Below are 20,240 nucleotides of genomic sequence, written 5' to 3'. Positions count from 1 at the left end.
CGGCTTGATGGGGCGGACTTCGGTGCCCCATAGGGCAACGGTGCGCTGAGAACCCCTAAGACCCCGCCTCGGCCCCCGATACTCCCGTGACGCGGGAGGTCAGTCCTGCGTTCACAAGGACTTATAGAGAGGGCCGCATCCCATGGTCAATTTCGACGCCAAGCGCGTCACGCCGCTCGAGTGGGCCGGTATCGGGGCCGGCGCCCTCGCTTTCATCGTGAGCTTCTTCCCCTGGTACTCGGTCTCCTTCGGCGTGGAAGGCCTCGGGCTCGGGATCGACACCAGCGTCAGCGCCTGGAACGCTGGCTTCCTGGCCTGGTTCGCCTGCCTGCTGCTGGTGGCGGCGGGGGTCGTCGTGATCCTGCCGCACTTCGGCACGGAGGTGCCCAACCTGGCCATGATCTGGCTCGGTCTCAGCGGCCTGGCGCTGGTGTTCATCGTCATCCGCTGGCTCACGTTCCCGAGCGCGTCCGGCTTCGGCGGCTCCGCGGGCGCCAGCTTCGGCCTGTTCGTGGGTCTCGTCATCGCGGTCGTGTCCGGCGTGGCCGCGTTCCTCAACTTCCGGTCGGCGAACGCCCGGACCACAGCCTGAAGATCATCCCGATGAGCGCGTAGGGCAGACGCCCCTACGCGCTCATTGCGTCTCGGCCTGCGGTGCTGGACGGTGGCGAGGTGGTAGCCGCGGTGGTTCGCCAGGCTTGTACTCCGAATGCCGATGACGGTCGCCGCGCAGCGCCAGCCAGGCCGGGCCACGATGCGCCGCCAGCTCCTCGAGCTTGTCCCAGTGTCGAGCGAGAAGCCGCATGAAGTCCCAGCGGTTCGCGTCCCGCTCGGTTGGGGCAAGATGAACGACCCGCAGCTCGTGCTTGATCGCAGGCGTGGCTTCGTGGTGGCGGGTGGCGAGGGCAGCTTCACGCGCACGTTTCTTTCACCCGATCGCGGCGTGCACCTGGTCATAGCCCACGGCTTGGCGGACCTCGTCAAGGTTCAGGCCGTACCATTCGGCCACCTCAGCGGGGTCCTCACCACAACGAACAAAGCTGGCGACGGTACGCACCCGCACGTTGTGGCCGGCGATTGTCGGCTCACCACCACGCAGCAACGGGTCAACATAGACATCGGGGAAATCCGGGTCGGGCGGCAGCTTACGCGCGACTCCCTCCGATTCGTCGAAGTCGACCGACTGAACGAAGGACTCGACCCAGGGGGCAAGCATGATCTGGTTGGAACCGACCTCAACGGCAAAGCGGTCGGGCAGCCCGGCGACCTGCTGGGCTTCCCACATCAGGCGTCGGCCCTCGGCTCGCACGTAGGGAGCCGCGTAGGCGAGGGGATAGCGGACATTGAATCGTCTGCGAAGTTCTTGCACGTAGACACGCAGCTGCTTGGTATCGATCCGGTCAACATCGCGGTAACCAGCGAACAGCCGCGCCTCCACGAACTCCCCCCAGGTCACCCACCTGGTATCGCTCGGCTCCGACCGCAGGATCGGCTCATACCAGACACTTCGTCGCCGGTAACCGTTCAGCCACCGATGAGAGGTGCCCTCCGACAGCTCGAGTAACCGGTCTACCTGCGGGTAGGTGTAGACCGGACGCTCCATAAGGGACACCACGTCGGCCACACACACGCTCGCACATACCAAGCCGGTCGTGGGAGAGCGACACCCGTTCTGCTACGCGCTCATCGCGTCTTCGCCCACGGGGCGTTGCAGGCGCTGGGAGATGACCTGGGTGATGCCGTCGCCCTGCATGCTGACGCCGTAGAGGGCGTCGGCGATCTCCATGGTCGGCTTCTGGTGGGTGATGATGATCAGCTGGGAGCTGGTGCGGAGCTCTTCGAGCAGGCCGATGAGGCGGCGCATGTTGACGTCGTCCAGGGCGGCCTCGACCTCGTCGAGCACGTAGAACGGCGAGGGGCGGGCGCGGAAGATCGCGACCAGCATGGCGACCGCGACCAGGGACTTCTCGCCGCCGGAGAGCAGGGACAGGCGCTTGATCTTCTTGCCGGGTGGGCGGGCCTCCACGTCGACGCCGGTGGTGAGCGGGTCCTCGGGCTCGGTGAGGACCAGGCGGCCCTCACCGCCGGGGAACAGGGTGGCGAAGACCGTTTCGAACTCGCGGGCCACGTCGGTGTAGGCGGAGGTGAACACCTCGAGGATCTTGTCGTCGACCTCCTTGACCACGGTCAGCAGGTCGCGGCGGGTGGCCTTGAGGTCTTCGAGCTGGGTGGACAGGAACTTGTAGCGCTCCTCCAGGGCCGCGAACTCCTCGAGGGCCAGCGGGTTGACCTTGCCCAGCAGGGTGAGGTCGCGCTCGGCGCGCTTGGCCCGGCGGGCCTGGGTGTCCCGGTCGTAGGGGATCGGCGCGGGCGGGAAGACGTTCTCGCCGCTGTCCAGGACGGCCTGGTACTCGGCCATCTCCAGCGGTCCGGGAGGCACGGGCACGTCCGGGCCGTACTCGGCGACCAGGTCGTCGAGGCCCATGCCGAACTCCTCGGCGATCCGGGTCTCCAGCTGCTCCAGGCGGAGCCGCTGCTCGGCCCGGAGCACCTCGTCGCGGTGCACGGCGTCGGTCAGCTTCTCCAGCTGGGTGGCCAGCTCCCGGACGCTGCCGCGGACGTCGGCGAGGACCCGTTCACGCTCGGCGCGGGCGCTCGCCACGGCGTCGCGCTCCTGGGCGGCCTGCCGCAGGGACACCGCGATCCGCTCGAGGGCCAGCTCGCCACCGCGCACCGCGGCGTTGGCGACGGCCGCTCCGCGCGCGCGGGCGGCGGCGGCCCGGGCGGCGCGCTCGCGGGCCTCGCGCTCGGCCCGCGCGGCCCGGCGCAGGTTCTCGGCACTGCCCTGGACGGCGCGGTGCCGCTCCTCGGCGGTCCGCAGCACCAGCCGGGCGTCCATCTCCTCCTGGCGGGCCGCGGACAGCGCCGCGGATGCCTCGTCCCGCTCGGCGGTGTCCGGCTCGGACTCGAGCGGCTGCTCCTGCGCGGCACCCAGCCGGTCCTCCAGCTCGGCCAGCGTGGCCAGGGTCTCCTCGCGGGCGAGCTCCACTTTGGCCCGCTGCGACTGAGTGCGCTCCACCTCGGCCTGCGCGGCGGCCACGGCCTTGCGCAGCCGGTCCAGCCGCTCCACCGCGCGCGCGGCGCGGATCTTGCCTTCCTGCAACGCTTCCCGGGTCGCGGCGACCTCGCCGGCGCGGGCCTGCCGCTCGGCCCGGGCCCCGTCCAGCGCGGCGCCGGCCTGCTCCACCGCACGCTCGGCGGCAGCCAGCCGGGCGCTGGCGTCGTCCACGGCGGCCCGGACCTCGAGCATGCTCTGCTTGCGCTCCGCACCACCGACCGCCCAGTGCGCGCCGAGCACGTCGCCGTCCCGGGTCACCGCGTGCACCTCGGGGTGCGCGGCGACCAGGTCGCGGGCCTCGGACAGGGTGCCGACCACGGCGAACCGGTCCAGCGCGCGGCACACGGCCGGACGCAGCGCCTCCGGAGCCCGCACCAGGTCCACCGCCCAGCGCGCGCCGTCCGGCAGCGCCGGCCAGCTAGAACGGTCCACAGTAGACACTCCGCCGACGAGCAGGCTCGCCCGGCCAGAGTCGTTGTTGCGCAACAACCACAGCGCGGCCATCGCGTCGTCCGGGGCGGCCATGGCGACCGCGTCGGCCACCGGGCCGAGGGCCGCGGCCAGCGCGGCTTCGGCGCCCGGCTCCACGCTCAGCAGCGCGGCCACCGAGCCGAGCAGCCCGGGCAGCCGGTCACCCGCGGCTAGCAGCGCGCCCGCGCCGTCCTTGCGGCTCAGGCCCAGGGACAGCGCGTCGACCCGGGCCTTCCACGCGGCGATCTCCTTCTCCGCCGCCCGCTCGGCCGCGACCAGCTCGTCGACCCGGGCCACCGCGATGTCGTGCGCGGCGACCGCGCGCTCGTGCCGCTCGGCCAGGCCCGCGTCGTCGTCCTCGGAGTAGCCGCTCTGCGCCGCGGCGTCCTCCAGCTCCCGCTGTGCTGCATCGGCCCGCTCACCGGCCTCCGCGAGCACGGTGGACAGCCGCTCGATCTCCGTGGTGGTGTCGTTGCTCTTGCCGCGTAAGGCATCCACCTTGCCGGTGAGGCGGGCCAAACCCTCGCGGCGGTCCGCGATGGCCCGCACCGCCGCCAAATGGGCCCGTTCCGCCGCCGTTACCGCCTGCTCCAGCTCGGTGCGCCGGTCGGTACAGCCCATCAGTTCAGTCCGGGCCGCCTGCACCGCCTCGGCCAGCTCGTTCTCCCGGATCTCGGCGGTCTCGGCCTCGACCTCGAGCTCCTCCGGGTCCCGGCCGGTGGGCACCTCGACCTCGGTGGACAGGTGCCGGGCGCGCTCCATGGCCAGCCGGACGGTGCCGCGCAGCCGCTCCTCCAGCGCGGAGAGCCGGTACCAGGTGTCCTGCGCCTTGGCCAGCTGTGGCGCGTCCACGGCCAGCTGGTCCTCCAGCTCGGTCTGCCTGGCCTGGGCGACCTCGAGGGCCTGCTCGACCTCGGCGCGCCGGGCCCGGGCGCTGGCCTCGTCAGCCGCCTCCTTGGCGATCTCGCCGCGCTGGGTGACCAGGTCGTCGGCGTAGAGGCGGAGCTTGGCGTCGCGCAGCTCGGCCTGCACGGCCTGCGCCTTGCGGGCGATCTCGGCCTGCTTGCCCAGCGGCTTGAGCTGGCGGCGCAGCTCGCTGGTGAGGTCGGTGAGCCGGGTCAGGTTGGCCTGCATCGCGTCCAGCTTCCGCAGCGCCTTCTCCTTGCGCTTGCGGTGCTTGAGCACACCCGCGGCCTCTTCGATGAACGCCCGGCGCCCCTCCGGCTTGGACTCCAGGATGGCGCCGAGCTGGCCCTGGCCGACGATGACGTGCATCTCCCGGCCGATGCCGGAGTCGGAGAGCAGCTCCTGGACGTCCATCAGCCGGCAGCTGTTGCCGTTGATCTCGTACTCGCTGGCCCCGTCCCGGAACATCCGCCGGGTGATCGAGACCTCGGTGTACTCGATGGGCAGCGCGCCGTCGGAGTTGTCGATCGTCAGCGTGACCTCTGCCCGGCCGAGCGGCGCCCGGCCGGCGGTGCCGGCGAAGATGACGTCCTCCATCTTGCCGCCGCGCAGGGACTTGGCGCCCTGCTCGCCCATGACCCAACTCAGCGCGTCCAGCACGTTGGACTTGCCGGAGCCGTTGGGGCCGACGACGCAGGTGATGCCCGGTTCGAAGCGCAGCGTCGTCGCCGATGCGAAGGACTTGAAGCCTTTCAGCGTCAGGCTCTTGAGGTGCACTAGGCGCTGACCTCTCGGTTGCGGATCACGACTCCCATCCGCCTGAGGGTACCTGCGCACCGCGCGCATCCGTGGGAGGCGGGTCAGCCCGGCCGGTGCATGTCGACCATGACGTTGTCGTTGTCGTCGACGAACTCCAGCTTGTAGATGTCGGCGACGTCGATCGACGTGGCCCCGGGGATCGCCTCGCGCGGGTCGTAGGCGTCGGTGCCCCACCAGCCGGCGATCTCCTTGTACCCGTCCACGTTGCGGTAGCCGGACCGGGCCCGCACCACCAGCTTGCAGTGCCGGCCGGGCGGCATGTTGGCCATCCAGATGCTCACGTGGGTGCCCCATGGCCGGTGGGACAGCTCGACGTCGGCGTGCGCCCCGGTGGCGGAGTTGGTGGCCGACCAGGTGACCGTCTCGTGATCGTTGCCGGCCGGGCCGTTGAGCGCCTGGTAGGTGACGATGCCGCTGACCGCGAGCACGACCACCAGCGCGGCGGCCGCGGCGATCAGCCAGTAGCGCCGCCGGAGCCGGGGTTCGGGGGGCACGCCGGTGGGCACGGGTGGCAGGTCCAGCACGACCGGTCCGGGCAGCTCGGCCACCGGTCCGGGCAGCTCGGCCACCGGCGGGGCCGGCTCGATGCTCGGCATGACCGGCTCGATGGGCGGGACCTCGGGCACGTCCTCGAAGTCGGCCAGCGTGATCTGGTTGAGCAGGCCGGGCAGCGGGGCGAGCCGGACCAGCTCCGAGCGGCACATGTCGCAGCCCGACAGATGCGCCTCGAACGTCGAACGGTCCTCCGGCTCGAGCGCGCCGAGCAGGTACACCCCCAGCGTCGAGGTGTGTGTGCAGGTCATGGTTCGGTCACCCCCCTCTCCTCGAGTGCGTCACGTAGGGCCCTGAGCGCGTAGAACGAGCGCGACTTGACGGTGCCGGCCGGAATGCCCAGCGCGGCGGCCGCCTCCGCGACGGTGCGCCTGCGGTAGAACAGCTCGCCGATGACGGCGCGGTGATCCTTCGACAGCGCCCGCATCGCCTCAGCCACCTGCCACCCCTGCAGCACCCGGTCGAAATCGTCCGTGGCGCGCGGGAAGTCGCCTTCCTGAATGGGCACCTCGGCCACCCGCGCACTCTGCCGCCGGTAACCCGAGATGATCAGGTTGCGCGCCACGGTGTACAGCCACGGCCCGGCATGCTCGGCGTCCAGGATCTCCGCGTTGCGCCAGGCGCGCAGCAGCGTCTCCTGGACCACGTCCTCGGCCCGCTGGTGGTCACCGCCGACCGCCCGCAGCACATAGCCGTGCAGCGGCCGCCGGTACCGGCTGTACAACTCCCGCACGAGATCGTCATCCTGCTCAGGGGTGTTCCCCACAACGCACTATTACGCCGGTTCCTGGGCACCGGTTCAACTCAACCTCTGATGAACCGGCTCCCGGTTCGGCGCGTAGCTCCGGGTGGCGCCGAAACCCATCGTCGCGGGGCGGAGAGGACTTCCACGTGAACACGCGGTACATCGGGGGCGGCCTGCTGATCGCGGTGGCGCTCGTCGTGTCAGCCTGCGGCTCGGATCAAACCGGCAGCTCACCGGGTGGCAGCGGGGGCGGCACGGCGAACGGACCGGTGGGCACCAAGGACGTGCCCGGCGTCGGCACCGTGCTGGTGGACACCGCCGGCAAGACACTCTACTTCACCGACTCCGACCAGTCCGGGGCCATCAAGTGCGTGGCCGACTGCACGCAGCTCTGGCAACCGGCGAAGGCCCCGGACAACGTCCTGGGCACCAACCTGGGCAAGGTCGCGCGGCCCGACGACGGGACCAACCAGCTGACCTACCAGGGCCACCCGATCTACACGTTCAGCCTGGACAGCCAGGACAAGCCGACCTCCGGCCACAACGCCACCGACAGCTTCGGCGGCGTCGACTTCACCTGGCACGCGGTGATCGTCAGCGCCTCCGACGCGCCGGCGCCGACCAGCGACGGCGGCGGGTACGGCGGCGGCGGGGGCTACTGAGCCCTACCGCTCCACGAAGCCGGTGTGGTTGCCCTTCGGCTCGGACCAGCGCTCCACGACGGTGTCCACCCAGCCGGGTGCGTTTCCGGAGCGCAGGGCGTCGAGGAGCCGCGCGAGGTCGGCGTGCGGCCCCTCGGCGACCACCTCCACCCGGCCGTCCTCGAGGTTGCCCGCGTAACCGGACAGCCCGAGCTCCAGCGCCTGGCGCCGGGTCCACCAGCGGAACCCGACCCCCTGCACCTGTCCGTGCACCCAGGCCGTCAGCCGGGCGTTGTCGTCGTCTCGCATACAGGCCGTGAGTTCCCGGGGGGGCAGCGGTTGACGGTACGTACTGGTGATACGTTACCGCGCTGTGATGCGCCGCCCGGAGTAACGCACGCACGACGGCGAGTCAGGAGAAAGAAGCCGCATGCCCGAACCCCCCGCCGACCGCCCGGCCGAAGAGCGGTTCGGAGCCCGTCGCGCGCCCTACGCCACGCTCGCCGTCTCCGGCATCGTCGTCTCCACGGTCTTCGCCACCGTCGCGGCGCTCGCCGGCGGCCGCGACGAGCACCCCCAGACTCCGCAGCCGGTCAACGCCCCCATCCAGGTGACCACCACGTCTCCGACGGAAACCACCCCGGAGCCGACGAGTACGACAGAGACGGCGGCCTCCAGCCCCACCCCGACCACGACCGGCTCGACCACAACCACGACTCGTAGGCGCACCACAACAACAACCACAACGATGCGCCCGGTGACCACCACGACGATCAACGAGCCGCCTCCGCCGCCACCACCTCCTCCTCCCCCACCGCCTCCGCCACCCTCGTCGTCCCCGCCACCACCGACCACATAGGAGTGCCTGACTCGCCCTGCTAGGGCTCGGGCCTCCAGATAGCGGATCGGGCGCTCTCCCAGCGGGAGAGCGCCCGATCCGTTTGGATCTTGTTGGTGGCCGGGCTAGCGGCCGGCGCCGAGCAGGCCGCCGATCAGCGACAGGGCCGGCTGCAGGGTGTTGTCGACGGTCTGGGTGACCGGGGCGAGGGTGTTGGAGAGGGTGGAGCCGCCGACCGTTGAGGCGACGGGCTCGGCGAGGGTCTGCACCGGGCCGGCCGACGGGGCACTGGGGGCGGCCGGGGCGGCAGGAGGTGCGGGGACCGCCGGCGCGGCGGGTTTGGGGGCGGGGGCGGCCTTGGGTGGGGCGACCTTGGCGGGGGTGCCGATCCGGCCGTCGGGGGCGGCGGCGGGTTGGGTGAGGCCCTCGGTGGCGGCGGTGTTGGTGAACTGGGGCGCCTGAGTCTGGGGGGCGGCCGCCGCGTTCGGGGCGGCGGGGGCGCCCTTGCCGGGGGCGGTGCCGACGGGCTCACCGGAGGCGCTCGGGGCGGTGGTGGGGCTGTGGGTGAAGCCGAACGCGCCGGCGACGACGGAGCCGATGACGAGCGCGGCACCGGCGGCCACACCGAGGGTGCGGCGGGCGGCGGCGCCGGCGTCGAAGTCCTTGGGTGGTTCGGGCTCGCGGCCTCTGGCCTCCCGGGCGGCGGTCACACGCGCGGCGAGAGGGTGACCCTCACGCGATAACAGATCGGCCACGTGCACCGGCCTGATCGCTGCGTATGACACCAGGGACACCTCCAGATAGCCAGCAAGTGCACACGAGACGTCACGATCACGAAGATCGCGGCGAATACTACTAACCCACACGGGTGACGTCCAAATGGGCCTGTACCACTGTGGTGAACGAGCTGGCTACCGTGCGGTTACGGTCTCAGGGCTCGAACCGGTAGCCCATGCCGGCTTCGGTGAGCAGATGCCGGGGACGGGACGGCTGCGGCTCGAGCTTGCGGCGGAGCTGGGCGAGGTATACCCGCAGGTAGTGAGTTTCCGACGCGTAGGCCTGCCCCCACACCTCGTGCAGGAGCGGCTTGTGGCCGACGAGCGTGCCGCGGTTACGGACGAGCAACTTCAGCACCCCCCATTCGGTGGGTGTGAGGTGTATCACGACGCCGTCCGGCCGGGTGTCCGCGGCGGCCCGGAGCGCGGCCGCGGCTGGCAGCGCGGGCACGAGTACGAGGAGCGGTTCATGAACGGCTCCCGCCGGATCGGGCGGCCGCAGCGCGGGCACGGCAGGCCCTCCTGGCCGTACACGGCAAGCGATCGGTCGAAGTAGCCGGACTGGCCGTTGACGTTGACGTAGAGCGCGTCGAACGACGTTCCGCCGGCCCGCAGCGCCTCGTTCATCACCTCGGTGGCCGCGGTCAGCAGCTCGCGCACCTTGGCCGCGGCCAGCTTCTCGGTCGGCCGGGCCCAGTGCAGCTTCGCCCGCCACAGCGCCTCGTCGGCGTAGATGTTGCCGATCCCGGACACCACAGTCTGGTCCAGCAGCGCCCGCTTCACCTCGGTGTGCTTGCGGCGCAACGCTTTCACCGCAGCCTCGGGGTCGAACGCGGGGTCCATCGGGTCTCGGCCGATGTGCGCGACCGGCACCGGCACCGTGGTGCCGTCGACCTCGGTGAGCTCCTCGATCGACAGCCCGCCGAACGTGCGCTGGTCGACGAAGCGCAGTTCCAGCCCGTCGTCGGCGAAGTGCAGCCGGATCCGCAGGTGCGTCTCGTCCGGCGTCCCGGCCGGGCGCATGAGCATCTGGCCGCTCATCCCCAGGTGAGCGAGCACGGCCTCGCCGGAATCCAGTTCCAGCCACAGGTACTTGCCGCGGCGCGATGCGGCCCGCACCCGGCGGCCCGCGAGCCGGCCGGCGAAGTCGACGTCGCCGGACAGGTGCCGGCGAATGGAGCGGGGGTGGAACACCTCGACCCGGTTGATCATCCGGCCGGCCACGTGGTCGGCGAGCCCGCGCCGAACCGTTTCAACCTCTGGAAGCTCTGGCACGGCGGGGATTCTGCCCTAGCGCACCGACGGAATCAGTCCCCGGACTTGAACTTCTCGTTGAGGGTGCGCCAGGCGACCTCGGCGGCCTTCTGCTCGGCCTCCTTCTTGGTGCGCCCGTCACCGGTGCCGTACTCCTCGCCGTTGACCACGACGGTGGCGGAGAACTCCTTGCGGTGGTCGGGTCCCGATTCCTGGACGCGATACTCCGGCACACCGAGGCCGGCCGAGGCGGTGAGCTCCTGCAGGCTGGTCTTCCAGTCCAGGCCGGCACCCCGCAGCGGCGCCTCGGCGAGCAGCGCGTCGAACAGCCGGTGCACCAGCTTCCGGGCGGTGTCGATGCCGTGCTGCAGGTAGACCGCGCCGATCACGGCCTCCATCCCGTCGGCCAGGATGCTCGCCTTGTCCCGGCCGCCGGTCAGCTCCTCGCCCTTGCCGAGCAACAGGTGCGCGCCGAGGCCGCCGTCGCCGAGGCCGCGGGCCACGCCGGCCAGCGCGTGCATGTTGACCACGCTGGCCCGCAGCTTCGCCAGTTGACCCTCGGCGAGGTCGGGATGGGTGCGGTACAGGTGATCGGTGACGACGAGGCCGAGCACCGCGTCGCCCAGGAACTCCAGGCGCTCGTTGGGCGGCAACCCGCCGTTCTCGTAGGCGTAGGAACGGTGTGTCAGCGCAAGGGTGAAGAGCTCGGCGCCCAAATCGACGTCGAGCGCCTTGAGTAGCGAGCCATGATCGTCAGACGATCCACGGTTCGCCCGACCCCCCATGCGGAGAACTGCCTTCGCCGCGGGGATCAGGCGGGTGCGATGACCTGGCGACCGTCGTACTGGCCGCAGTTCGGGCAGGCCACGTGCGGCGGCTTGGGCTTGCGACAGGCTCGGTTCGAGCACTCGACGAGATGCGGTGCGGTGGCCTTCCACTGCGACCGGCGCGAGCGCGTGTTCGAGCGCGACATTCTACGCTTGGGGACGGCCACGACTATTTCTCCTCCACAAAACCCACGTACCTATCGGTCGCGATCCACGTCGAACCGCTCCGTTAGCGCGGCCCATCGGGGATCAATGGTCTCATGCCGGTGATCGGGACCGAGGTCGGCCCACTTGCCGCCACAGTCCGGGCACAGTCCGGCACAGTCCGGGGTGCACAGCGGGACCGCCGGCAGCGCCAGCACGATGGCGTCCCGAACGACCGGCTCCAGGTCGACGAGGTCGTCGACCAGGCGGCTGACCTCGTCGTCATCGGTGGTCGCGTCGGTGGTGCTGTCCGGGTAGGCGAAGAGCTCCGTGATCTCCATCTCGACCCGTCCGGAGATCGGGTCGAGGCAGCGGGAGCATTCGCCGGCGGTGGGCGCGCTGGCCGTGCCGGACACCAGCACCCCCTCCACCACCGCCTCGAGCAGCAGGTCGAACTCGACGGCGGCGCCGGCGGGCACGGCGACGACGCCCTCGACGCCGAGGGCGGCGACCGCGGGTGCGGTCCTGTTCAGGGCGCGGCTCGTACCCGGCCGGCGACCCAGTTCCCGGGTGTCGATCACCCAGGGACTGGTCACGGCCGGGCGGGCTCCGCTGTGACGCTGTCCGGACATAGCGAACTCAGTCAGTGCTCCCAGGTGGCTTGCTTTCGCCGCGTGGTCAACCCTCGCGCGGCCAACCGCTCAAGTTTACGGGATGTCCGCGGTGGCGGGAAATCAAGCCCGATAGTCGAAGGGGGCGACGCCGGACCCGACGCCGTTCAACTGCCCCCGGAGGTGGGTGCGGCCCTTGCTGACCGTGCGCAGGGTGTGCGCCAGCAGGTCCTCGAACTCGCCGAGCTTGCCGTCCACGTACTCGTCGCACTCGGCGCGCTGCCGGCCGGCCTCCTCGGCGGAGGCGTCCAGGATGCGGGCCGACTCGGCGTGCGCGGCCTGCACGACCTCGGTCTGCGACACCAGCCGGGCCTGCTCGATGCGGGCGTCCTCGACCGCCTGCTCGTAGGCCTCCCGGCCGGCCTGGAGCATCCGTTCCGCCTCCGCCTTGGACCGCCCGACCAGCGTGTCGTACTCGGCCTGGCCGGCGGCCACCGTGCGGTCCGCCTCGTCGCGCGCGTCGGCCACCATGCGGTCGGCGTGCACGGTGGCCTCGGCGAGCCGGCGGTCGGCCTCGGCGTCGGCGTCGTTCAACGTCTGCTCGGCCTCGAGGTTGGCCTTGCTGATGGTCTGCTGGGCCTGGTGCTCGGCGTTGCCGATGATCTCGTCGCGGCGGTCGAGCACGTCCTGGGCGTCGTCGAGCTCGCCGGGCAGCGCGTCGCGGATCTCGTCGAGCAGCTCCAGCACGTCGCCGCGGGGCACGACGCAGCTCGAGGTCATGGGCAGGCCTCTGGCCTCCTCCATGATCGTGACCAGCTCGTCAAGCGCCTCGAACACCCGGTACACGGCGGCTCCTCCCGACACATCACTCCAGGTGACAGTCTGCCCGCCGGACCCCCTCGGGAGCGGGAGGCGCGACCCCGCGTGTCAGCCTGGGGCCATGAGCGAGGTGACCATCCGCCGGGCGCGGGCCGAGAATGTGCCGGAGATCGTGGCGATGCTGGCCGACGACCCGCTCGGGGCCACGCGAGAGCGGCCGGGCGATCCGCGCTACGCCGAGGCGTTCGCCCAGCTGGACGCCGACCCGCGGCAGCTGCTCGCGGTGGCCGAGGCGGGCGACGAGGTGGTCGGCACGCTGCAGCTCACGTTCATCCCCGGGCTGTCCCGGGTGGGCGCGACCCGGGCGCAGATCGAGGCCGTGCGGGTGCGCACCGACCAGCGCGGCGCCGGACTCGGGCAGCGGCTGATCGAATGGGCGGTCGGCGAGGCGCGGTCCCGCGGCTGCGTGCTGGTGCAGCTCACCTCGGACGCCAGCCGGGCGGACGCGCACCGGTTCTACGAGCGGCTGGGGTTCACCGCGAGCCACGTCGGCATGAAGCTGGTGTTGTAGGGGGGTGGTGGGCCGCTGTGTTGGCGCGCCACGTCGCTGTGTTGGCGTCTGGCGTAGGCGTGTTGGCTGGTGACGACAAGGCCGGACACGGCTGACCGTGACCCCGACCGCGCATTTGCCCAACATGGCGACGCCACAAGCCAACACAGCGACGCCAGGGGCCAACATGGCGACGTCAGGGGCCAACATGCCGAACGTTAGTCACCCCGGCCGAGGCGCTGGATGAGGCGCTTGTGCACCGGCTCGGGGAGCAGGTGGGACACGTCGCCGCCGAACGTGGCCACCTCCTTGATCAGCGAGCTGGACAGGAAGCTGTTCGGCGGTTTGGTCGGCATGAACAGCGTCTCGACGCCGGTGAGCTGCTGGTTCATCTGCGCCATCTGCAGCTCGTAGTCGAAGTCGCCGATCGCGCGCAGGCCTTTGACGATGGCCTGGATGCCGTGTTGCTGGCAGTAGTGCACGAGCAGGCCGTGCCAGGAGTCGACCCGGACGTTGCCCAGCGGGGCGCTGATCTCGCGGAGCATCTCCATCCGCTCGTCCACGGTGAACAGGCCCTGCTTGCTCTTGTTGATCAGCACGGCGACCACGACCTCGTCGAACAGGCCGGAGGTCCGCTCGAGGATGTCCAGGTGACCGTTGGTGGGCGGATCGTAGGAGCCGGGACACACCGCTCGCCTCATGGCGCCGGACGGTATCAGCGGTGAACGGCTACGAGGTGTCGCCGTGGTCTCGATCACCCATCCGGGCAAAGTGCAGCTCGGTGTCCCCGTACCGGCGAACCTTCATGGGCCGCAACGGTTCCGGCCATCCCGGCGGGCCCGACCGCTGCGCCCGTTCGAGGATGATCAACGCGCCGGGGGCGGTCCAGCCGGTCAGCGCGGCGAGCACGGTGTCGACCTCGCGCGGGTCGATCCGGTACGGCGGGTCGGCCAGCACCAGGTCGTACGGCGCCGGCGGGGTGGTGGCCAGCACCGAGCGGACGGTGCCGCGGCGCACCTCGGCGCCGGGCAGCCCGACCGCGGCGATGTTCTTCTCCAGCACGGAGATCGCCGGCCGGTCGGACTCCACGAACGTCGCGGCCGCGGCCCCTCGGGACAGCGCCTCGAGGCCGAGCGCGCCGGAGCCCGCGTAGAGGTCGAGCACCCGCGCGCCGTCCAGGTCCATGGCCGCCTCGACCGCACTGAACAGGGCCTCCCGGACCCGCTCCGACGTCGGCCGGGTGCCCTTGGGCGGCACGGCGAGCCGGCGTCCCCCGGCGACCCCGGCCACGATGCGCGTCACCCCGTCATCGTCCCAGGTATCCCGACACGTCCCCCGCGGAACATCCGGTTCACGTACGCTGTTTGTTCCTGTTCATAGAACCGGTTGTGGGGAGCGTGGGTGTCGCAGACCTCTGCCAGAGAGATCGAGATTGCGGCTGAGCAGGCACATGTCGATCAGGTCTACACGCGTGTCGACGAGATGCGGGCCGAGGCGGAGGCCATGCGGGACCGCGGTGACCGGCTTGCGCACGGGGCGCGCAACGAGGCCGTGTACGAGCAGGCGGCGATGCTGTTCGAGCGGGACGTGATGGTCTACCAGGCCAACCAGATCCTGCGCAGCCTGGACGCCGAGCACGAGGGGCTGGTGTTCGGGCGACTGGACGACACCTCCGGCGAGGCCATGCACGTCGGACGGCTCGGCGTGCGGGACCAGAACTTCGACAACCTGGTGACCGACTGGCGCGCGCCCGCGGCCGCGCCGTTCTACCAGGCCACCGCCGAGCAGCCGATGGACGTGGTGCGGCGCCGGGTGATCCGGTCCACCGGTCAGTCCGTTGTGGACATCGACGACGACCTGCTGATGCCGGAGCTGCGGCCGGACGGGATGGCGGTGGTCGGCGAGGGCGCGCTGATGGCGAGCCTGGCCCGGGCGCGCGGCGAGACCATGCGCGACATCGTGGCCACCATCCAGAAGGAGCAGGACGAGGTGATCCGGGCGCCCTGGCGCGGCGTGACCGAGATCACCGGCGGGCCGGGCACCGGGAAGACCGCGGTGGCCCTGCACCGGGTGGCCTACCTGCTCTACCGGGACCGGAAGCGGATGGGCGGCTCCGGCGTGCTGGTGATCGGCCCGTCGACCGCGTTCACCTCCTACATCTCCCGGGTGCTGCCGTCGATGGGCGAGGACACCGTCGAGCTGCGCGCGGTGGGTGACGTGCTGGACGGCGTCGCCGCCACGCACGTGGACCCGGCCGCGGTGGCCGCGGTGAAGGGCTCGCTGCGCATGCGGCGGGTGCTCAAGCAGGCGATGCGGGACACGCCGCCGGGTGCGCCGGAGGAGCTGCGCATCGTGTACCGGGGCGAGGTGCTCCGGCTGACCGGCCGGGAGCTGACCCGGGTGCGCCGCGCGGTGCACGCCACCGGCCGGCCGCCCAACGAGTCGCGTGTGGATGCCGCGGAGGCGCTGCTGGAAGCGCTGTGGCGCAAAGCGGAGTCGTTCCGAATGGAAGACGGTGACACGACGGCCGCGGCGGCACGCCGGAACGAGCTGATCACCGAGCTGGGCGAGCGGATCGACTTCCACCGGTTCGTGGTGGTGTGGTGGCGCATCGTCGGGCCGGCCGAGGTGCTCGGCTGGCTGGGCGACCGGGCCCGGCTGGCCCGCGCCGCCGGCAACCAGCTCACCACGGGCGAGGTGACCGCGCTGGCCGCGTCCTGGGCCGACCGGGGCCGCGGGCCGACGGTGGCGGACGTGGCGCTGCTGGACGAGCTGCGCGTGCTGCTCGGCCGGCCGCCGAAGCGCCGCCGGCGGCGTGAGGACGGAAGGGCGCTCGAGGTGCACACCTGGTCCGGCCGGCACACCGGATCGGCCTACCGGCGCCCGGACCACTACGACGAGTACTCGCACATCGTGGTGGACGAGGGGCAGGACCTCTCCCCCATGCAGTGGCGGATGATCGGCCGCCGCGGGCGGTACGCGAGCTGGACGATCGTCGGCGACCCGGTGCAGAGCTCGTGGCCCGACCCGGCCGAGGCGGAGCGGGCCCGGACCGGCGCGCTCGGCCCGCGGACCGTACGGCGGCGGTTCACCCTGCGCACGAACTACCGCAACTCCGCGGAGATCTTCGGCCTGGCCGCCCGCGTGGTCGGCTCGGTGGCCACGGCCGATCAGCTGCCGCATGCCGTGCGCAGCACCGGAATCGCGCCCTCGGTCCGGGTCACAACACCCGCCGAGCTGGCCGACTCCGTGGTGGCGGCAGCCAAGGAGCTATTGTCCGAAGTGGACGGAACGGTCGGCGTGATCACCGCAGCGTCCCGGGTGGACACCGTTCGGTCCATTGTGGCCGATCTGGAAGCCGCCCGGCTGCACGTGGTCGACGGCTTGGAGGCCAAGGGTTTGGAATACGACGCGGTCGTGGTCGTGGAGCCCGGCGAGTTGATCACCGAGTCCACCACCGGTCCACGTACCCTGTACGTCGCCCTCACCCGAGCCACCCAGCGGCTGACCGTGGTCACCACGCAAGCCGGGTGGCCGGACGCCGGTTAGATCACGGTCACGATCGCGGTGCCCAGCTGCCCCTGGCCCACGTCGACCCGGAGCCGCCGATCGGGGCGGCGGGTGCGGCCGCTGTCAGTGGTGTGATCATCGTTTGGGGACGAAAGTGCTTGAAAATCAAGCACCTCGGTCCCCGAACGGCGATCATGACCGGCCACCAGGCGGGGTTTAGCCGAGCACGACGAGGAGGTCTCCGCCCTCGACCTGCTGGACGGGGGTGATGGCGAGGCGTTCCACCGTGCCGGATTTCGGGGCGGTGATGGCGGCCTCCATCTTCATCGCCTCGATGGTGGCCACCGTGGCGCCGGCCTTGACCTCCTCGCCTTCGGCTACGGCGAGCGTGACCACGCCGGCGAACGGGGCGGCGACGTGGCCCGGGTTGGCACGGTCGGCCTTCTCGGCGACAGGGACGTCGGCGGCCACCGAGCGGTCGCGGATCTGGATGGTGCGGAGCTGGCCGTTCAGGTTCGCCATCACGGTGCGGATGCCGCGCTCGTCGGCTTCGCCGATGGCCTCCAGCTCGATCAGCAGCGTGACGCCCTTGTCGAGGCCGACGGTGTACTCCTTGCGCGGCTCCAGGCCGTAGAAGAAGTCCTTGCTGGCCAGCACGCTGGTGTCGCTGAACTGGGCGCGGTGGGCGAGGAACTCCTTGGTGGGGCCGGGGAACAGCAACCGGTTCAGGGTCGCGCGGCGGTCGGCGGAGAGGCCCGCGTGGTCCTCGTCGGTCAGCGGCGCGACGCCGCGCGGCGCGGGGCGGCCGGCCAGCGCCTTGGTGCGGAAGGGTTCCGGCCAGCCGCCGGCCGGGTCGCCGAGCTCGCCGTGCAGAAAGCCGATCACCGAGTCGGGGACGTCGAACCGGCCGGGGTCGGCCTCGAACTCCTTCGGGTCGACGCCGGCGCCGACCAGGTGCAGCGCCAGGTCGCCGACCACTTTGGACGACGGGGTGACCTTGACCAGCCGGCCGAGCATCCGGTCGGCGGCCGCGTACATGGCCTCGATCTCCTCGAACCGGTCCCCCAGCCCCAAAGCGATCGCCTGGGTGCGCAGGTTGGACAGCTGGCCGCCGGGGATCTCGTGGTGGTACACCCGGCCGGTGGGCGACGGCAGCCCCGCCTCGAACGGTGCGTACACCCGGCGCACGATCTCCCAGTACGGCTCGAGGTCGGACACCGCGGTCAGCGACAGCCCGGTCTCCCGGTCACTGTGGTCGGTGGCCGCAACGATCGCCGACAGCGACGGTTGCGAGGTGGTGCCGGACATCGAAGCCACCGCGCCGTCCACGGCGTCCACTCCGGACTGGATGGCGGCGAGGTAGGTGGCCAGCTGTCCGCCCGCGGTGTCGTGCGTGTGCAGGTGCACCGGCAGCTCGAACTCCTTGCGCAGCGCGGAAACCAGCCGGGCTGCGGCCGGCGGGCGGAGCAGCCCGGCCATGTCCTTGATCGCCAGCACGTGCGCGCCGGCGCCGACCATCTGCTCGGCCAGCTTCAGGTAGTAGTCCAATGTGTACATTTGCTCGGCCGGATCGGCGAGGTCGGCGGTGTAGCACAGCGCGACCTCGGCGACCGCCGTTCCGGTCTCCCGCACCGCGTCGATCGCCGGCCGCATCTGCTCCACGTCGTTCAGCGCGTCGAAGATCCGGAAGAGGTCGATCCCGGTGGAAGCCGCCTCCTGCACGAACGCGGTCGTCACCTCGGTCGGATAAGGCGTGTACCCCACCGTGTTCCGCCCGCGCAGCAGCATCTGCAGGCAGATGTTCGGCACCGCGGCCCGCAGCGCCGCCAGCCGCTCCCACGGATCCTCGGCCAGGAACCGCAACGCCACGTCATAGGTCGCCCCGCCCCAGCATTCCAGCGACAGCAGCTCCGGGGTCAGCCGCGCCACCTGGGGCGCCACGGTGAGCAGGTCCTTGGTCCGCACCCGGGTGGCCAGCAGCGACTGGTGCGCGTCGCGGAACGTCGTGTCGGTGACGCACACCGCGCGCGACTCCCGCAGCCACGCCGCGAAACCCTCCGGCCCCAGCTCGGCCAGCCGCTGCCGGGAGCCGGCCGGCGGCGCGAGCGTCAGGTCGGCCGGGGGCAGCTTGTCCGCCGGGTCGATCACCTTGGGCCGCGGGCCGTGCGGCTTGTTCACGGTCATGTCGACCAGGTACGTGAGCAGCCGGGTGCCCCGGTCGGCCGAGTGCCGTGCGGTGAGCAGGTGCGGGCGCTGCTCGATGAACGCCGTGTTGACGTTGCCCGCCTTGAAGTCCGGGTCGTCCAGGACGGCTTGGAGGAACGGGATGTTCGTGGCCACGCCGCGAATCCGGAACTCGGCGACGGCCCGCCGGGCGCGCAGCACGGCCAGGCCGAAGTCCCGGCCCCGGCAGGTCAGCTTCACCAGCATCGAGTCGAAATGCGCGCCCACCGCCGTCCCGGCGTTGGCCTCGCCGCCGTCCAGCCGGATGCCGGCCCCGCCCGGCGAGCGGTAGGCGCTGATGATCCCGGTGTCCGGGCGGAACCCGTTCGCCGGGTCCTCGGTGGTGATCCGGCACTGCAGCGCCGCGCCGCGCAGCCGGATGTCCTCCTGGCGCAGGCCCAGGTCCTCGAGCGTCTCCCCGCTGGCGATGCGCAGCTGGGACTGCACCAGGTCGACGTCGGTGACCTCCTCGGTGACCGTGTGCTCCACCTGGATCCGCGGGTTCATCTCGATGAACACGTGGTTGCCGGCCGGGTCGAGCAGGAACTCCACGGTGCCGGCGTTCCGGTAGCCGATGTGCCGGGCGAAGGCCACCGCGTCGGCGCAGATCCGCGCGCGCAGCACGGGATCCAGGTCCGGCGCCGGCGCGATCTCGATCACCTTCTGGTGCCGGCGCTGCACCGAGCAGTCCCGCTCGAACAGGTGGATGACGTTCCCGGCTGCGTCGGCCAGGATCTGCACCTCGATGTGCCGCGGCTCGACCACGGCCTGCTCGAGGAACACCGTGGCGTCGCCGAACGCCGACTCCGCCTCCCGCATGGCCGCCTCGATCGACTCGCGCAGCATCGCCCGCTCGGCCACCCGGCGCATGCCCCGCCCGCCGCCGCCGGCCACCGCCTTGACGAACAGCGGGAACCCGATCTCCCCGGCCGCCACCAGCAGCGAGTCCAGGTCGGCCGAGGGCGCCGAGGAGCGCAGCACCGGCAGCCCGGCCGCGCGCGCCGCCGCCACCGCCCGGGCCTTGTTCCCGGTCAGCTCCAACACGTCGGTGCTCGGCCCGACGAAGGTGATGCCGGCGTCCTCGCAGGCCTGGGCCAGCGACGGGTTCTCGGACAGGAAGCCGTAGCCCGGGTAGATCGCGTCCGCCCCGGCCCGGTGGGCGGCGCCCATGATCTCCTCGACCGAGAGGTAGGCGCGGACCGGGTGGCCGGGCCGGCCGATCAGGTACGCCTCGTCCGCCTTCATCCGGTGCGCGGAGGTCCGGTCCTCGTACGGGAACACCGCGACCGTGCCGAGGCCCAGCTCGTAGCCGGCCCGGAACGCCCGGATGGCGATCTCCCCGCGATTCGCGACGAGCACCTTGCGGAACATCCGGCTACCTCCTGAAGTCGGTCGATCGGGACACGAACGCTACCTTGATTGTCGCTGATCCCGGC

The 20,240-nt window shown here is 71.5% G+C and carries 19 protein-coding genes and 1 pseudogene; 4 read left to right on the top strand and 16 right to left on the bottom strand.

Features of this window, described 5'->3' with window-relative positions; all coding sequences use genetic code 11:
* The first annotated feature begins 142 nt into the window (after positions 1-142).
* The gene (locus VGR06_RS21130) at positions 143-592 is read left to right on the top strand and encodes a hypothetical protein (protein WP_327560847.1); all 450 of its coding nucleotides are present in this window, start codon (positions 143-145) and stop codon (positions 590-592) included.
* Positions 593-928: 336 nt separating this feature from the next.
* Here the strand turns inward: VGR06_RS21130 and VGR06_RS21125 are convergent, their stop codons facing one another.
* The 4 genes from VGR06_RS21125 to VGR06_RS21110 form a co-directional block, all read right to left on the bottom strand.
* A complete protein-coding gene (locus VGR06_RS21125) occupies positions 929-1,624 on the bottom strand; it encodes a DUF433 domain-containing protein (RefSeq protein WP_327560846.1) in 696 nt (231 codons plus the stop codon).
* A 51-nt stretch (positions 1,625-1,675) separates the two neighbouring features.
* On the bottom strand, positions 1,676-5,272 hold the full coding sequence (gene smc / locus VGR06_RS21120) for a chromosome segregation protein SMC (RefSeq protein WP_327560845.1): 3,597 nt from the start codon (positions 5,270-5,272) through the stop codon (positions 1,676-1,678).
* 83 nt (positions 5,273-5,355) lie between these two features.
* Positions 5,356-6,117, bottom strand: a complete 762-nt coding sequence (locus tag VGR06_RS21115; RefSeq protein ID WP_327560844.1) for a zf-HC2 domain-containing protein — start codon at positions 6,115-6,117, stop codon at positions 5,356-5,358.
* Complete coding sequence (locus VGR06_RS21110; RefSeq protein ID WP_327560843.1) at positions 6,114-6,599, bottom strand: sigma-70 family RNA polymerase sigma factor; 486 nt, start codon at positions 6,597-6,599, stop codon at positions 6,114-6,116. Before VGR06_RS21110 ends, VGR06_RS21115 begins: the two co-directional genes overlap by 4 nt.
* Positions 6,600-6,757: 158 nt before the next feature.
* Between VGR06_RS21110 and VGR06_RS21105 the strand changes: the two genes are divergently transcribed.
* Complete coding sequence (locus VGR06_RS21105) at positions 6,758-7,273, top strand: hypothetical protein (RefSeq protein WP_327560842.1); 516 nt, start codon at positions 6,758-6,760, stop codon at positions 7,271-7,273.
* 3 nt (positions 7,274-7,276) lie between these two features.
* On the opposite strand, the gene VGR06_RS21100 is transcribed toward VGR06_RS21105, so the two are convergent.
* The 9 genes and pseudogenes from VGR06_RS21100 to VGR06_RS21060 form a co-directional block, all read right to left on the bottom strand.
* Complete coding sequence (locus VGR06_RS21100; protein WP_327560841.1) at positions 7,277-7,561, bottom strand: acylphosphatase; 285 nt, start codon at positions 7,559-7,561, stop codon at positions 7,277-7,279.
* A gap of 180 nt (positions 7,562-7,741) precedes the next feature.
* Complete coding sequence (locus VGR06_RS21095) at positions 7,742-7,966, bottom strand: hypothetical protein (RefSeq protein ID WP_327560840.1); 225 nt, start codon at positions 7,964-7,966, stop codon at positions 7,742-7,744.
* 249 nt (positions 7,967-8,215) lie between these two features.
* Positions 8,216-8,800 (bottom strand): hypothetical protein, encoded by a 585-nt coding sequence (locus VGR06_RS21090; RefSeq protein ID WP_327560839.1) that lies wholly within the window; start codon positions 8,798-8,800, stop codon positions 8,216-8,218.
* Between the two features lie 220 nt (positions 8,801-9,020).
* Positions 9,021-9,269 (bottom strand): annotated as a pseudogene (locus VGR06_RS21085) (winged helix-turn-helix domain-containing protein); the annotation flags it as partial.
* Positions 9,251-10,141, bottom strand: a complete 891-nt coding sequence (mutM, locus tag VGR06_RS21080) for a bifunctional DNA-formamidopyrimidine glycosylase/DNA-(apurinic or apyrimidinic site) lyase (RefSeq protein WP_327560838.1) — start codon at positions 10,139-10,141, stop codon at positions 9,251-9,253. The gene mutM and the pseudogene VGR06_RS21085, both read right to left, overlap by 19 nt.
* A gap of 32 nt (positions 10,142-10,173) precedes the next feature.
* The gene (gene rnc / locus VGR06_RS21075) at positions 10,174-10,905 is read right to left on the bottom strand and encodes a ribonuclease III (RefSeq protein WP_327560837.1); all 732 of its coding nucleotides are present in this window, start codon (positions 10,903-10,905) and stop codon (positions 10,174-10,176) included.
* 26 nt (positions 10,906-10,931) lie between these two features.
* The gene (rpmF, locus tag VGR06_RS21070; protein ID WP_327560836.1) at positions 10,932-11,114 is read right to left on the bottom strand and encodes a 50S ribosomal protein L32; all 183 of its coding nucleotides are present in this window, start codon (positions 11,112-11,114) and stop codon (positions 10,932-10,934) included.
* Positions 11,115-11,144: 30 nt separating this feature from the next.
* The gene (locus tag VGR06_RS21065; protein WP_327560835.1) at positions 11,145-11,723 is read right to left on the bottom strand and encodes a YceD family protein; all 579 of its coding nucleotides are present in this window, start codon (positions 11,721-11,723) and stop codon (positions 11,145-11,147) included.
* Between the two features lie 102 nt (positions 11,724-11,825).
* Positions 11,826-12,548 (bottom strand): DivIVA domain-containing protein, encoded by a 723-nt coding sequence (locus VGR06_RS21060; protein ID WP_327560834.1) that lies wholly within the window; start codon positions 12,546-12,548, stop codon positions 11,826-11,828.
* 94 nt (positions 12,549-12,642) lie between these two features.
* Here VGR06_RS21060 and VGR06_RS21055 point away from each other — a divergent pair, with 94 nt between their 5' ends.
* A complete protein-coding gene (locus VGR06_RS21055; protein ID WP_327560833.1) occupies positions 12,643-13,092 on the top strand; it encodes a GNAT family N-acetyltransferase in 450 nt (149 codons plus the stop codon).
* Positions 13,093-13,289: 197 nt separating this feature from the next.
* Here VGR06_RS21055 and coaD read toward each other — a convergent pair whose 3' ends face one another.
* Positions 13,290-13,772 carry a pantetheine-phosphate adenylyltransferase gene (coaD, locus tag VGR06_RS21050; protein WP_327560832.1) on the bottom strand — a complete coding sequence of 161 codons (483 nt, stop codon included), beginning with the start codon at positions 13,770-13,772 and terminating at the stop codon, positions 13,290-13,292.
* 28 nt (positions 13,773-13,800) lie between these two features.
* Positions 13,801-14,373 carry a 16S rRNA (guanine(966)-N(2))-methyltransferase RsmD gene (rsmD, locus tag VGR06_RS21045; protein WP_327560831.1) on the bottom strand — a complete coding sequence of 191 codons (573 nt, stop codon included), beginning with the start codon at positions 14,371-14,373 and terminating at the stop codon, positions 13,801-13,803.
* 99 nt (positions 14,374-14,472) lie between these two features.
* On the opposite strand from rsmD, the gene VGR06_RS21040 reads away from it, so the two are divergent.
* Positions 14,473-16,620: a HelD family protein gene (locus tag VGR06_RS21040; RefSeq protein ID WP_327560830.1), complete on the top strand. Its 2,148-nt coding sequence runs from the start codon at positions 14,473-14,475 to the stop codon at positions 16,618-16,620.
* A gap of 177 nt (positions 16,621-16,797) precedes the next feature.
* Here the strand turns inward: VGR06_RS21040 and VGR06_RS21035 are convergent, their stop codons facing one another.
* Positions 16,798-20,175, bottom strand: a complete 3,378-nt coding sequence (locus VGR06_RS21035; protein WP_327560829.1) for a pyruvate carboxylase — start codon at positions 20,173-20,175, stop codon at positions 16,798-16,800.
* Between the last annotated feature and the right edge of the window lie 65 nt (positions 20,176-20,240).

Source organism: Actinophytocola sp., assembly GCF_036002505.1.
GTDB lineage: Bacteria > Actinomycetota > Actinomycetes > Mycobacteriales > Pseudonocardiaceae > DASYTH01.
The sequence above is the reverse complement of the archived record's forward strand: the minus strand, read 5'-3'. Positions and strand labels throughout refer to the sequence as shown.

Excerpts from the sequence above, each read along its gene's own strand:
- VGR06_RS21130 (WP_327560847.1), top strand. The coding sequence starts at position 143 with ATGGTCAATTTCGACGCCAAGCGCGTCACGCCGCTCGAGTGGGCCGGT.
- VGR06_RS21115 (WP_327560844.1), bottom strand. The coding sequence starts at position 6,117 with ATGACCTGCACACACACCTCGACGCTGGGGGTGTACCTGCTCGGCGCG.
- VGR06_RS21100 (WP_327560841.1), bottom strand. The coding sequence starts at position 7,561 with ATGCGAGACGACGACAACGCCCGGCTGACGGCCTGGGTGCACGGACAG.
- rnc (WP_327560837.1), bottom strand. The coding sequence starts at position 10,905 with ATGGGGGGTCGGGCGAACCGTGGATCGTCTGACGATCATGGCTCGCTA.
- VGR06_RS21065 (WP_327560835.1), bottom strand. The coding sequence starts at position 11,723 with ATGTCCGGACAGCGTCACAGCGGAGCCCGCCCGGCCGTGACCAGTCCC.
- VGR06_RS21055 (WP_327560833.1), top strand. The coding sequence starts at position 12,643 with ATGAGCGAGGTGACCATCCGCCGGGCGCGGGCCGAGAATGTGCCGGAG.
- coaD (WP_327560832.1), bottom strand. The coding sequence starts at position 13,772 with ATGAGGCGAGCGGTGTGTCCCGGCTCCTACGATCCGCCCACCAACGGT.
- VGR06_RS21035 (WP_327560829.1), bottom strand. The coding sequence starts at position 20,175 with ATGTTCCGCAAGGTGCTCGTCGCGAATCGCGGGGAGATCGCCATCCGG.